The organism is Oceanobacillus sp. FSL K6-0127, from assembly GCF_037983385.1.
In the GTDB taxonomy this organism is placed as follows: domain Bacteria; phylum Bacillota; class Bacilli; order Bacillales; family Amphibacillaceae; genus Oceanobacillus; species Oceanobacillus profundus.
Genome location: NZ_CP150287.1, coordinates 3,972,782 through 3,985,805 on the forward strand (window position 1 = coordinate 3,972,782; position 13,024 = coordinate 3,985,805).

The window sequence follows — 13,024 nt, forward strand, 5'->3', positions numbered from 1 at the left end:
AAACAAATAAATAGTAAGTTTCAGATATCAATCATTTTTCATTTGATAAAAACTAGAAGTAATCCTGTACGCCAATTTCACTTCTTCGTATTTGGTTCATTTCATTAATTAAATGATAAAAAAAGAGCAAGGAACAGCATTTTATTTACTAGGTTTTATACAGTTGTTTGTAGCAATGAAACTACTAAACCCATATTTTTGACTACGACCTATCTCATGTTTTTTGTTACAACAACTTTATACTTGAGTAAAGCTAACTTTATAACTGTGTTATATAATACAGTTGAACCAACCAAAAGGAGGAGAATCAATTGCAACGTAATCAAAAGAGAATATTGATAGCTGCTGTCTTATTGCTTGCATCTGTACTACTCTTTATCAAACCGGTAACAAATACTTTCGTGAATGCAAACACAGGTGACGGATCAGTCTCGTCCCCATATACAGTCACACAAGCTATGGCCAATCAAGATAACTCGACTAAAACGGTTGAGGGATACATTGTTGGTCAACCAGTCTCCACAACTTCAGTCATCAAGTTTAATTTCCCTAATAATTATGCTTTTGCATTAGCTGATAGTCCTTCTGCAACGAACATAGAGGAAATGATTTATGTTCAAATACCATCTTCATTCCGAACTTCATTTGGACTGCAATCCAATCCTTCCTTATTAGGAGAGAAAATCAAAGTAACTGGTACACTAACAAACTACTTTTCTCATGCTGGAATAAAGAACGGAACTGCTTTTGAACAGCACGAGGACGGTACACAGCCACCAGAAACAAACCCAGATCCAGAGCCTGAAACTCCAAGCCCGGGCGACTATTATGATGCTACGAATGGTAAATCAGGAGAACAATTAAAATCTGCTCTGCACGACATCATTGATGATCATACAGAAATCTCCTATTCCAATGTTTGGGAAGCACTGCGTGAAACAGATGAAGATCCAAGTAACTCGAATAATGTAATCCTTCTTTATACTGGACGTTCACAAGGAAAAAATGAAAATGGCGGAAATGCCGATGACTGGAATCGCGAACATGTTTGGGCAAAATCTCATGGAGATTTCGGTACATCGATGGGGCCTGGCACTGACCTTCATCATTTAAGACCAACAGATGCTTCCGTAAACAGCTCCAGAAGCAACCTCGACTTTGATGAAGGCGGCAGTGAGCATACAGAGGCAGCTGGAAACTATTATGACTCCGATTCCTGGGAACCAAGGGATAGTGTAAAAGGTGATGTAGCACGAATGATTTTTTATATGGATGTACGTTATGAAGGTGATAGCGGTGAACCAGATTTAGAATTAAATAATCAGGTCAATAATGGTTCTGCACCATACCACGGCAAGCTATCTGTATTGCTGGAGTGGCATGAGGAAGACCCGGTTGATGATTTGGAAAGAAGAAGAAACGAGATTATCTACAACGATTATCAGCATAATCGTAACCCGTTTATTGATCACCCGGAATGGGTAGCGGAAATTTGGGAATAGAAATAATTGGAAGATAAACCGTTGCATTGCGTTGACTTTTCAGCTAAGTTAGGTGTCCTTATACTAGGTAGATGGAAAGATACATCTAAAATAGAGCTAAAAGAATGTCGTGTTTTAAATAAATCAATATCATAACTTTATGTCCACATTGATATTTAATAAAAAAAGCGTGGTATCTTCACCAAAAACTAATGAATGATACTACGCTTACTATTATAATTTATTCTGGGGTTTCTCCTAGATCCTTTAAGTTTTTTCCTTAAAAATGTATCGTCTCCTCTGTTTCCAACTACTTACCCAACTTCCTTCTTACCTTTTGAATTGCTCTCTTTCACTTTCTTTTCCCAGAAATCAGCACCTTTAATACCAAGTTTAATTGGATCAAAGACTGGGTCAATTCCTGCCTTCTTCTGTATTTCATAATCTTTAAATACTTTTAAAGCCGTCTTAGTTAGAAATAAAATAGCCACTAAGTTAAGCCAGGCCATGCTACCGAAGCCTAAGTCGCCAAGTGCCCATAACAGGGATGCATTTTTAACACTTCCAAAGTAAATCATTCCTAAGAAAATAATCATTAGGCCTAACTTTAACCCTTTTAGATTTCTCTTTCTACCAAGGTAAATGAGAGTTGTTTCAGAAATATAGTAGTAAGCCATCAGTGTTGTAAAGGCAAAGAAGAAGATAGCAATCGCAATAAACAAACCGCCAAATCCAGGGATAACACTTTCAACAGCCGCCTGTGTCCACATTGGTCCGGCCTCAACACCTGAGATATTCTCTACAATTGGCTGCTGCCCTTCTGGTGTAACGCTGTACATACCAGTGATTAGAATCATAAGCGCAGTAGCTGTACAAACTATGATGGTATCAATATAGACGGAAAATCCTTGAACAAGGCCTTGTTTAGCTGGATGGGATACATTCGCTGCGGCTGAACTATAGGTTCCTTCCCCTACACCAGCAACGTTAGAGAATACTGCTCTTTTAACGCCCCATGCAATAGCTGCACCGATAATTCCGCCAAACATTTCATTCGCTCCAAATGCACTTGAAATAATCAACCAAAGCATCGCTGGAATTTCTGTCGCATTTGCAAATAAAAGAATGAAAGTGATAATTACATACCCTAAAGCCATGAAAGGAACAACTTTTTCCGAAACAGTAGCAATTCGCTTAACACCGCCAAAAATAATGATGGCAAGTAATGCAACAAGAACAATGCCAGTAATGCTTTTATTAAGACCAATTGTGTTTTCGAATCCAACAGCAATTGTGTTGGCCTGAATACCAGGAACTAAAATTCCGTAACACAGGGTAACAACAATGGCAACAAGCACCCCGAACCACTTCATATTTAATCCTTTTTCAATAAAATAAGGGGTTCCTCCTCGGTATTGATTACCATCTTTTACTTTATAAACCTGAGCAAGAGTGGATTCGATAACAGCACTTGCGCCTCCTAATAAAGCCATGACCCACATCCAAAAAACTGCTCCCGGACCACCAAATGCAATCGCAGTGGCGACCCCGGCAATATTTCCAATACCGACCCGGCCGGCTAACGCCATAGAAAACGCCTGAAAAGAGGTCACACCCGATTCGGAGTTACCTTTTTCAAAAAGAAGCTTAATCATTTCCTTGAAATATCTAACTTGTACAAAACGCGTCAAAATGGAAAAAAACAATCCTGCACCAAGTGCAAACGCCACCAAACCAAGACTCCAAACCATACCCGAAGCTTTACTCACCAACTCCTCCATCTTATCCCTCCTCACAATTAAATAGTTTCTCTCTTTATATCTTGCAAAATATTAATCATTTTCATATAAAAAGAGAGGAGGTGGTATGAAACTATGAAACAGCCCCACTCCACCGCCTCCATACGAACTGTATCCGGTTATTATTCTAGAATTCTAGTTATTCTGCTTGATGTTAACAAATACACTTTTAACTTCCGTATAGTTTTGTAACCCATACTCTCCACCCATTTCTCTGCCAATTCCTGATTGTTTGTAGCCGCCAAAAGGCATTGTTTCCCATTCAAGACCAAAATCATTAATCCAAACAGTACCTGATTGAAGCTTCCCAGAAATATAATGAGCCTTTTTAATGTTTTCTGTCCAAACACTTGCTGCTAAGCCGTAGTCACTATCATTAGCTCGCTTAATAACTTCTTCAATCGAATCAAATACGAAAATGGACATGACCGGGCCAAAGATCTCTTCACGGGCAATTACCATATCATCTTCTACATCAGCGAAAATAGTTGGCTGTACAAAGTATCCTTTTTCAAATGCCTTCTCACCGCCTGCGACAAGAAGTGCCCCTTCATTCTTACCTTCTTCAATATAGTTAAGAACCGTTTGATGCTGTTTAGCTGAAACAAGTGGACCCATTTCCGTTCCAGGGTTCATTCCATCACCTAGCTTCAGTGCTTTTGCCCGCTCTGCAAATGCTTCCACAACACGGTCATAAATATTTCGCTGTACAAATACACGCGTACAAGCACTGCAGTTTTGCCCATGATTGTACATCGTTCCGTTAAATGCCCCTTCAATTGCTTCCTCAAGATTGGCATCATCTAAAATAATCGCTGGCGATTTTCCGCCAAGTTCGAGCGTAATACCTTTAATTTGGTCTGCAGCTTTTTTCATGACTTCTTTTCCGACAGCTGTTGAACCAGTGAATGCTACCTTGTCCACGTCTTTATGCGTAATGATTGCTTCCCCCGCTATACTTCCTGTTCCAGGAACAATATTCACAACTCCAACTGGAAATCCAGCTTTTTTAAACAGCTGTGCTACATAGAGAAGAGATAACGGTGTTTCAGTTGCTGGCTTAATAACAACCGTACAGCCAACAGCAAGTGCAGACCCGAGCTTCCAACCTGCCATGGCAAGCGGGAAATTCCAAGGAATAATTTGACCTACCACTCCAACGGGTTCGTGTACCGTATAGGTTACATAATCCTTGGAAATTTGAGTGGTTTTGCCAAATATCTTCGTTGCCCATCCAGCATAATATCTAAAATGCTGAATCGTTCCATCAATATCATCTTCCAAAGCAATCATGTAGGGCTTTCCGTTATCCAATGATTCCAGCTGTGCAAGTTCTTCTCTATTTTCTTCTAAAAGATCCGCAAACTTATAGATTAGATGGGAGCGTTCAGCTGCCTCCATTTTTGTCCATTCGCCTTCATCAAATGCTTTTCTTGCTGCAGCTACGGCCACGTTAATATCTTCCTCCTGCGCTTCACTTACTTCTGTGATGACCTCTTCATTAGCAGGATTAACAACAGAAAACGTTTTACCACTAATCGCTGGTACATACTCCCCATTGATATATAATCCTTTGATTCCTTTCAAAAATTCTTGTACTTTCGGTTTCAAATTATAGTTTGTCGCTTGCATGTTCTCGCTCCTTCACTAATTTTTAGTTATTTACGGTTTCTAAACTTGCCAGTAATTCCTTTAGCTTCTCATCTTCCTCTGGAGATAGACCTAAACGAGGGAATCTTGCAGGACCGCCAGCATTACCGGTTAATTCCATCGCTCTCTTCACGATTTGCACATACTTTCCTGATCCTTCAAGGAACGTACAAAGCGGTAAAATTCGATCATTGATTGCCCATGCTTCTTCCAACTCACCTTTTTGGAAATGGTTATACATGTCTGTAACAAGCTTTGGCACGATATTACCTGCAACAGAAATCCATCCAGTTGCTCCAACGAAGTAAGACTCCATCACAAGTTCTTCAGCGCCGCAGAATACTTCAAAATCCCCCTTGCCTTTTCGTGCAAGATCTCTTACCTTGTCAATTTCACCGCTTGATTCCTTAATAAGACGGACATTTTCACACTCCTTACCAATCTGTAGCATTAAATCTGTACTCATATTCACACCAGAAGTAAATGGGTTGTTATAAAGCATAATTGGTAGATTTGTAACACGAGATACTTCTTTAAAATGATGGTACATTTCATTTTCCTTTGGTTTCATATAGTAAGGTGGAATGATTAGCGCACCAGCAGCTTCATGAGCTTCAGCCTGCTTTGTATATTCAATTGTTTCTTTTGTTGTTTCAGCAGCAGTACCAACAATAACAGGAATACGGCCACCTACTTCCTCCATAACAGTTGCTACCATTTGGAATTTCTCTTCTTTTGATAGACTGACAAATTCACCCGTACTTCCGTTGATGACGATACCTGCTACACCTTGGTCCACGAAGTAATGAACATTATTCTTTACACCATCCCAATCGATTTTCTGTTCCTGTGTCATTGGCGTAATTAATACTGGATATGCCCCTCTGATTGTAGTCATTCTATTTTCCTCCTGTTTAATTAATTTCTTATTTTAATAAAAACCCTTCAGATAATGGATCTGTCGGATCTAAAACATATGTCTGTATACCTGTAATAAATCCGCGGGCTGAAAAACTAAAACTGTAATCGCATTCATTTTTTTTAAAAAGTTCTCCTGCCAGTCTTGCATTAAATATACCTTCATTTTCAATTTGCCTACCTGAGTATATATCGCCATTTTCTAATAAGTAACTACCACACGCAGCTAGAGTACCAAATCCTGGAGAGCGTACAATATAACGATCCGGACGGAATGTTACTGTTTTGATTCTTCCACTACTTAATTGTGAATGATCCAGTAAAATGATTCGGTTAAAATCATGGCTTTCCTCTCCTAAGGCTTCGATTACCTTTTTCCCCCATTGGTTAATTTCAGGAAGGTTCTCTATCTCCATATCAAAAGGCAGCCCCACTTTATCAAAAATCGCATAGAGATGGTCGGCTTGAACAAAAGTAACCTCTGTCTGTAAATCTAAATAAGAGATTGGAACATGGTTTTTTACAACCTTACATGGCCCGCTCTTTAATGAAACAACTTTCACTTCATCGTCTTTTATAGTAGCCCAAACCGTAACAACACCGCTTACGGTTTCAATGTTATATTCAGCTGAAGGTTTTGCTTTTAACTGACCGGACTCCAGCAATGCAGTTATGACAGCAACAATTCCGCCATATTGCATTGGAACAGTTCCAGTATGATTGAAAAAGACAACAGCTGCATCCACACCACTTTTAAAAGGTGGAACGACCAAACAGCCATTCAGCCCAGCGAATCCTCGTGGCTCATTTAAAAGTAGTTTCATTTCTTGCTCATAGATAATTGGAAACTGCTCATTCACCTCCTGCAAACTTTGATAATAACCCAATGGTGCCTCCTTCATAATTCGGTAAGCTTCGCCTGCTACATGCACATCGGTTGTTGTGTAAGTCGTTTTAATCTTCATGTTATATCCTCCATTTCATGTTCCATTGGAGGAATGAGTAAAAACCCTTCTTGCAGTGGATCTTCTTCATTATAAAAGAACCGATGCATACCCATTAACCAGGCTGCCCCCGTTACCTCTGGAATAACAGCTCCTACATTCTTGACAGTAGTTGTGTTTAAAATTCTCGCTTTAAATAAAGAACCAACAATACTCTCATGCACAAACAATTCATTTTCTTTTATTTCATTTTTACTATACATAACTGCTAGTTTTGCAGAAGTACCCGTTCCACATGGAGAGCGATCAATCCCTCCCGGCGGGACGACTACAGTGTTCTTCAAATCTGCTTCTGGATGAACTGGATCTGTGTAAAATTCAATATGTGTTAATCCTTGAATAAATGGAAATTCTGGATGCACAATCTCCTCTGCAGCATTAATTGTATTGCGAATGGTAGTAGCTTTTTCTATAATCGTGGATGCATTTGCTTTTATCAATTCAATCCCTAGTTTTCTAGCATCAATAATGCCATAAAAATTGCCCCCATAAGCAATATCACATTCTACTTCTCCAATTCCTTCTACATCTATTTTGATGGTTTTTAATAGAAAGGAAGGAACATTGGAAAAGGTTACTTCTTCCGCTTTGCCGTTAGTCACTTTAATGGTGACTTTAATTAAGCCAGCTGGAGTATCTAATTTAAGATAGGTATATGGTTCAGAAACTTTAACTAGCCCTGCCTCAATTAACGCAGTACAGCAGCCAATAGTATCATGACCACACATTGGAAGATATCCGCCCGTTTCGATGTAAATGACCCCGAAATCCGCCTCAGGGTGGCACGGTTCTACAAGTAGAGCACCTGACATCACCTCATGTCCTCTAGGCTCATTCATTAAAAATTTTCGAATCCAATCGTAATGTTCATCCATATAAAGCATTTTTTCTGACATCGTATTTCCCTTAATCGGTGGAAGTCCACTAATAACGGTCCGTGTTGGATTTCCACCAGTATGTGTATCAATTGTTGAAAATAGACGCTGAAACTTCATCTATTGAACCACCCTTTCTTTAAATCGATCATGGCGAAGCGGTTGAACTGGTATGCAGGTTTGTTTCTCTGATAACATTTCTTCGATAAGTTTTCCTGTCACAGCCGCCAAGCTAATTCCATCTCCTTCATGCCCTGCTGCAATATAAAAACCAGGAACTTCTTCTACATGAGAAACGATAGGCAGGTGATCCTCTGTCCACGGTCGTAAACCAGCGTAGGTCCGAATAACTGTCATATCCGCTATCTTCGGATAAAAGCGAACAGCCCTTCTCGCAATATACTTCGTTACTTCATGATTTACCTTCGTATTAAATCCTGAAAATTCCCGGCTACTTCCAATGAGAAAATTTTGACTTTCCGTTGGTTCAAAAACTAGGGCAACCCCATACTTTTCCGTTATGGTATCCACTTGTCTTATTCCACCAAATTTCGAGATAAGATAACCAAATTCCATAACCTTTCGCAATCCTATTGGTTGCTGTCTCGATGCTACAATAAGCTGTCCTTTTCTTGGTTTAATGGGAATAGTCACTTCTAACATTTCTCCAATAAAAGGTGCCCATACCCCACATGCATTCACCACTTTGTTCGCTGTAAATTTGCCATTCGTTGTTTCAATAGCAAATTGGCCAGATGGATTTTTGGCTACATTTGTTACTTCTGTCCTTATATGTACCATTGCTCCAAGTTCTTGAGCACGATGAAACATAGAAAAGGTAAACATATATGGATTTACTGTCGAATCAGTCTTACATTCCAAACCACCATATAAATCATCCGCAAAATACTTTGATTCATTTTTTAAATCAGACCGATCAAGCATTCGAAAATCCAATCCAGCACCCTTTTGTTGCTGCACCCACTTATGTGCTGCTTCCATTTCTTCATCATTCTCACAAACCAAAATACTCCCTGGGTTACGATACTCAAATGGTTGCTCTAGATCCTTACTCAATTCATGTACCAGTTGCTGACTTTTTAAAGACATTTGACTATCAAAGCCTGGATCTTTGTCTATAGCCAAAATGTTTCCATCACACCTTGAAGATGTTCCACTAGCTAGTTCATTCTTTTCTAACACCGTTATCTCCAATCCTGCTTTTGCTCCATAATAGGCTATAGCTGCCCCGATAATTCCCCCACCAATAACTACAATGTCACGATGCTTTGCATTTCCCATTTTTAATACCTCCTTTCAAGACGCTGTTACGAGTTAATATGCAAAATGCATGCCAACAATATTCACTCTATTTTCATAACATACATTGTTTTCTGAATATGTTGATGTAAAATTATTTATAAACCTGTAAAACTTTTTATACACAAGGAGGTTAACCAAATGAATTTTGAAAAAGAATTTAAATTAGCTATGAAACAAGATTTTTTTACCATTACAGATAGAAAAGATGATGAGAAAGAGCTTAGAAGTTTACTTCAAACCAATAAACCAAAAAAGCTCCTTTTTAAAAACCAAGAAAATGTCTACTTAATTGAATTGATTCCCGATACAGACCACTTAAACTATTATCCATGCAAAGAGGTTTCAGCAGATATACATGTAAACGAAGCAATGATATTGTTAGAAAAACATCGATTCATTGTCTTAAAAGAGAAGAAAAACTACATAGGATATCTCAGTACATTCGATTTATTTAAGTTGCTTAGAAAAGAGTACAAACAATTAAATGCTTATTATCAAGCTATTTTAGAAACAATAGATGGGTCATGTACTGTTATTGATGCTAATCAGAATGTACTCGTGTGGACAAAAGGGGCAGAGAAGCTGTTTTCTGTAAAACAAAAAGATATCATTGGAAAGCCAATTACAGACTTCTTCAGTCCTGAACGGCTCGAGCTGCTAAACACCTTAAAAAACGGCGATTCCCTTCAGCACAAACAGCATAAAGCAAGAGAAGACCTTGTCGTGTTAATCAACTCCACTCCTGTTTATTTAGAAGACCAAATAATTGGCGCGGTCGTCTCTGAGATAGATATAACAAGCCAAATACGATTAAATAATGAATTAAACAATGCATCAGAAAAACTATTTGAACTTGAAAGAGAAACAAATCGATTCATACCCTCAGATCCATTTAAACTTATTCGCGGTAACAGTAAAACCCTTAAGAAAACAACTTCCATGGCTGAGAAGGCAGCAAGTACGTCTACAAACATATTAATTCATGGAGAAAGCGGAGTAGGAAAGGAACTTTTTGCCAAAGCAATTCATACAATTCGCGAAGGCAATAAAGCTCCTTTTATTGCCATCAACTGTGGCGCCATTCCTTCCTCTCTATTTGAAAGTGAAATGTTTGGCTATGAAAAAGGGGCTTTCTCTGGAGCGGACAATAAAGGAAAAAAAGGAAAGGTCGAACTAGCACAAGGGGGAACCTTATTTCTAGATGAAATTGGAGAAATGCCTTTAGAAATGCAAGTAAAACTCTTACGGCTACTCCAAGAAAAGAAATTCTATGCGGTTGGTGGAACGAAAGAGAAAACAGTTGATTTTAGAGTGATTGCTGCAACGAATCGTATCTTAAAGGATTTAGTTGAGGAAGGTAAATTTCGCGAAGACCTTTATTATCGATTAAATGTGGTAAGTCTTGAAATTCCACCGTTACGCAAGCGACCAGAAGACATCATTGAATTAACACATTACTTTTTATATGAGATATCCATTAAATATAACCGGCCAATTTATGGAATTTCCCAGGAAGTAATGCAGGCCCTGTTAAACCATGAATGGCAAGGTAATATCAGGGAGCTAAAAAATGTTATCGAGCGCTTAATTGTTTTCTCGGAAGATGGTCAGGTTAAATTAGAGCATTTACCTTTTGAAATTGATGGATTAGCAATTAAAACCAATTCGATGACCTCTATTTACAAAAATGATTCTCGTCCATTAGCTGACCGACTTCAAGAGGTTGAACGGAAAATACTTTTACATGAACTCGATAATGAAAGTGGTAACAAGAATGCCGTTGCTAGAAAGTTACAAATCACTAGAGCTACCCTATATAACCGTTTAAATAAACTTGGAATAAAAAATTGAAAGCCCGTCTCTTTTAAAAGTTGGCACGATTATTGCATGAATAACGTTGAGAAAAAGATGAGGTGATTCAATTGAGAGAAAGTGAAATGATAATTTGCAGATGTGAAGAAGTAACATATCAAGAATTATTAGATACAGCAATAACCTATAGCTGCTCGGCAAGAGAATTAAAGCTCAGAACACGCGCAGGAATGGGCTACTGTGGCGGGAGAACCTGCCGGAGCATCGTAGATCAAGTTGCAAAGCAAGTCGGAAGTGAGCAAAGCAAGAAAAATATATCATTAAAATATCAAGCACCAATTAGACCTGTTAATTTCGTGGATTTAGGAGGAGAAGGAAAATGACATTGCGCGTCACCGACCACCCAATACTCGGAAAGCTAGAAAAGAAAAAAGCAGTTACCTTTACCTTTAATGATAAACAATATACAGGCTATGAAGACGAATCTTTAGCTGCTGCACTGTTAGCAAATGAAATTCGCACCCTTCGCCATCACGAAGAAAGTGGTTCATCACGAGGAATCTATTGTAACATCGGTCATTGTTTTGAATGCAGAGTAAGTATAAACGGCAAGCAAGGAGTTCGTGCATGCCTTACCCCATTAAAAGGGAATATGATCGTGGAAAGCCATGGCAAACTGCCAACACCAGTAAGGGATTGGAGGTCTTCTGATGAATAATGTCATTATTATTGGGTCCGGTCCTGCTGGATTAACAGCAGCTATTACATGTGCTCAAAAGGGATTAGAAGTAAGTGTTATCGATGAGTACATGAAACCAGGCGGTCGTTTGCTAGGTCAACTTTATGAACAGCCAGATGGTTCTTGGTGGAATGGAATTAATGAATCTAAAAAGTTGTTCCAACAAGCAGTAAATCTTGGTGTTCAATTCTATTTAGAAACACCTGTCTTTAATATTGAAAAGAAAGATAGTCTATGGGTGGTTTACACAGATAAAGAAACCTTTCAAACAACTAATCTATTACTAGCAACCGGAGCTGCTGAGGCTCCAGTACCAATCCCCGGCTGGACATTGCCTGGTGTTATGTCTATTGGAGCAGCCCAGATAATGACGAATGTACATCGTGTAAAACCCGGGAACCGTGGACTTATTATAGGTATTAATGTTCTATCGTCCGCTATCGCCATGGAATTAAAACTCGCTGGGGTAGATATTGCTTGTCTTGCCTTACCGAAAAACAATCAAATTACGCATGAATCTGCACATCCCAAGAAGGTATTAGATTCATTACTTCACGTTGCTCATATGGCCCCTTCTACTTTTGTAAAATTAGGAAGCAAATTAATGAAAAATAATTTCATGAAAGAATTAGGTGTTACATTTTATCCTAGAAATGGTGTGAAAATGTGGGACATTCCCATTCAACTAAAAAAAGCTGTTATTGAAATTTACGGAGAGCAGGAAGTAGAAGGAGTAACCATCGCTTCGATTAGCAGTAAAGGCGAGGTTATCGAAGGTAGTGAAGAAAACATCGCTGTTGACTTTGTCTGTATTGCTGGCGGTCTTTATCCTTTAGCAGAACTAGCAGCACTAACTGGATGTCCTTTTCATTATATTGAGGAACTCGGTGGATATGTACCATTACATAATGAACAAATGATGACACCAGTAGAAGGTTTATTTGTCGCAGGAAATATTACAGGTATAGAAGGAGCAAAAGTTGCCGCTGCCCAAGGAAAAATTGCTGGGTTATCAATCGCTAAACGCAGTGGGAAACATCAGTTAGACGAAGATTTAAAAGATGCTGTCCAACAAGGAGCAGATACGAGAAAGAATGCTTATATTCAATTTCATCCAGAGGTGGATAGTGGGAGAAGGAGGATTCAGGAGGAGTGGGAGGAATACTTGGTAAATAATACTGTACAGTTTTTTTAATTTTTATACACTTGCAGAATAATAACCATCAGCAGGCATTATGTAAAAATTCTTTAAAACGCCTACACACTTTTGTAAAAATATTTATAAAAAGAATGCTACTAATGGAATCCCTTTATATAAAAACCTATAGACTTTACAACAAATTTTATAGTTGGCACAGTTGTTGCATGTACAATTTATGAAAGCGTTTAATTTATATTTAAATAATAATATCAGGGGAGGCAT

At 38.6% G+C, this 13,024-nt stretch carries 11 protein-coding genes; 5 read left to right on the forward strand and 6 right to left on the reverse strand.

Annotation, left to right across the window (positions count from 1 at the left end):
* Nucleotides 1-311 precede the first annotated feature (311 nt).
* On the forward strand, nucleotides 312-1,502 hold the full coding sequence (locus MHH64_RS19440; RefSeq protein WP_340002255.1) for an endonuclease: 1,191 nt from the start codon (nucleotides 312-314) through the stop codon (nucleotides 1,500-1,502).
* A gap of 293 nt (nucleotides 1,503-1,795) precedes the next feature.
* On the opposite strand, the gene MHH64_RS19445 is transcribed toward MHH64_RS19440, so the two are convergent.
* The 6 genes from MHH64_RS19445 to MHH64_RS19470 form a co-directional block, all read right to left on the reverse strand.
* Complete coding sequence (locus MHH64_RS19445) at nucleotides 1,796-3,262, reverse strand: alanine/glycine:cation symporter family protein (protein ID WP_118890215.1); 1,467 nt, start codon at nucleotides 3,260-3,262, stop codon at nucleotides 1,796-1,798.
* Nucleotides 3,263-3,415: 153 nt separating this feature from the next.
* Nucleotides 3,416-4,912 carry an aldehyde dehydrogenase family protein gene (locus tag MHH64_RS19450; RefSeq protein WP_340002256.1) on the reverse strand — a complete coding sequence of 499 codons (1,497 nt, stop codon included), beginning with the start codon at nucleotides 4,910-4,912 and terminating at the stop codon, nucleotides 3,416-3,418.
* 22 nt (nucleotides 4,913-4,934) lie between these two features.
* Entirely contained in the window at nucleotides 4,935-5,828 is an 894-nt protein-coding gene (gene dapA / locus MHH64_RS19455) for a 4-hydroxy-tetrahydrodipicolinate synthase (protein ID WP_340002257.1), read from the reverse strand.
* Nucleotides 5,829-5,856: 28 nt separating this feature from the next.
* Nucleotides 5,857-6,813, reverse strand: a complete 957-nt coding sequence (locus MHH64_RS19460; RefSeq protein WP_340002258.1) for a proline racemase family protein — start codon at nucleotides 6,811-6,813, stop codon at nucleotides 5,857-5,859.
* Nucleotides 6,810-7,847 carry a proline racemase family protein gene (locus tag MHH64_RS19465; protein ID WP_303448744.1) on the reverse strand — a complete coding sequence of 346 codons (1,038 nt, stop codon included), beginning with the start codon at nucleotides 7,845-7,847 and terminating at the stop codon, nucleotides 6,810-6,812. Before MHH64_RS19465 ends, MHH64_RS19460 begins: the two co-directional genes overlap by 4 nt.
* Entirely contained in the window at nucleotides 7,848-9,029 is a 1,182-nt protein-coding gene (locus MHH64_RS19470) for an FAD-dependent oxidoreductase (protein ID WP_340002259.1), read from the reverse strand.
* A 159-nt stretch (nucleotides 9,030-9,188) separates the two neighbouring features.
* Here MHH64_RS19470 and MHH64_RS19475 point away from each other — a divergent pair, with 159 nt between their 5' ends.
* From MHH64_RS19475 to MHH64_RS19490, 4 genes are all read left to right on the forward strand, one after another.
* A complete protein-coding gene (locus tag MHH64_RS19475) occupies nucleotides 9,189-10,901 on the forward strand; it encodes a sigma 54-interacting transcriptional regulator (RefSeq protein WP_240033854.1) in 1,713 nt (570 codons plus the stop codon).
* A gap of 71 nt (nucleotides 10,902-10,972) precedes the next feature.
* Complete coding sequence (locus MHH64_RS19480) at nucleotides 10,973-11,245, forward strand: (2Fe-2S)-binding protein (protein ID WP_118890221.1); 273 nt, start codon at nucleotides 10,973-10,975, stop codon at nucleotides 11,243-11,245.
* A complete protein-coding gene (locus tag MHH64_RS19485; RefSeq protein WP_118890222.1) occupies nucleotides 11,242-11,580 on the forward strand; it encodes a (2Fe-2S)-binding protein in 339 nt (112 codons plus the stop codon). The genes MHH64_RS19480 and MHH64_RS19485 overlap by 4 nt, the downstream gene beginning before the upstream one ends.
* Entirely contained in the window at nucleotides 11,573-12,796 is a 1,224-nt protein-coding gene (locus tag MHH64_RS19490; protein WP_118890223.1) for an NAD(P)/FAD-dependent oxidoreductase, read from the forward strand. The genes MHH64_RS19485 and MHH64_RS19490 overlap by 8 nt, the downstream gene beginning before the upstream one ends.
* Nucleotides 12,797-13,024: the final 228 nt, after the last annotated feature.

Bases quoted from the DNA above. Each gene is read 5' to 3' on its own strand.
- MHH64_RS19445 (WP_118890215.1), bottom strand. From the start codon at position 3,262: ATGGAGGAGTTGGTGAGTAAAGCTTCGGGTATGGTTTGGAGTCTTGGT.
- MHH64_RS19450 (WP_340002256.1), bottom strand. From the start codon at position 4,912: ATGCAAGCGACAAACTATAATTTGAAACCGAAAGTACAAGAATTTTTG.
- dapA (WP_340002257.1), bottom strand. From the start codon at position 5,828: ATGACTACAATCAGAGGGGCATATCCAGTATTAATTACGCCAATGACA.
- MHH64_RS19460 (WP_340002258.1), bottom strand. From the start codon at position 6,813: ATGAAGATTAAAACGACTTACACAACAACCGATGTGCATGTAGCAGGC.
- MHH64_RS19465 (WP_303448744.1), bottom strand. From the start codon at position 7,847: ATGAAGTTTCAGCGTCTATTTTCAACAATTGATACACATACTGGTGGA.
- MHH64_RS19470 (WP_340002259.1), bottom strand. From the start codon at position 9,029: ATGGGAAATGCAAAGCATCGTGACATTGTAGTTATTGGTGGGGGAATT.
- MHH64_RS19475 (WP_240033854.1), top strand. From the start codon at position 9,189: ATGAATTTTGAAAAAGAATTTAAATTAGCTATGAAACAAGATTTTTTT.
- MHH64_RS19485 (WP_118890222.1), top strand. From the start codon at position 11,242: ATGACATTGCGCGTCACCGACCACCCAATACTCGGAAAGCTAGAAAAG.
- MHH64_RS19490 (WP_118890223.1), top strand. From the start codon at position 11,573: ATGAATAATGTCATTATTATTGGGTCCGGTCCTGCTGGATTAACAGCA.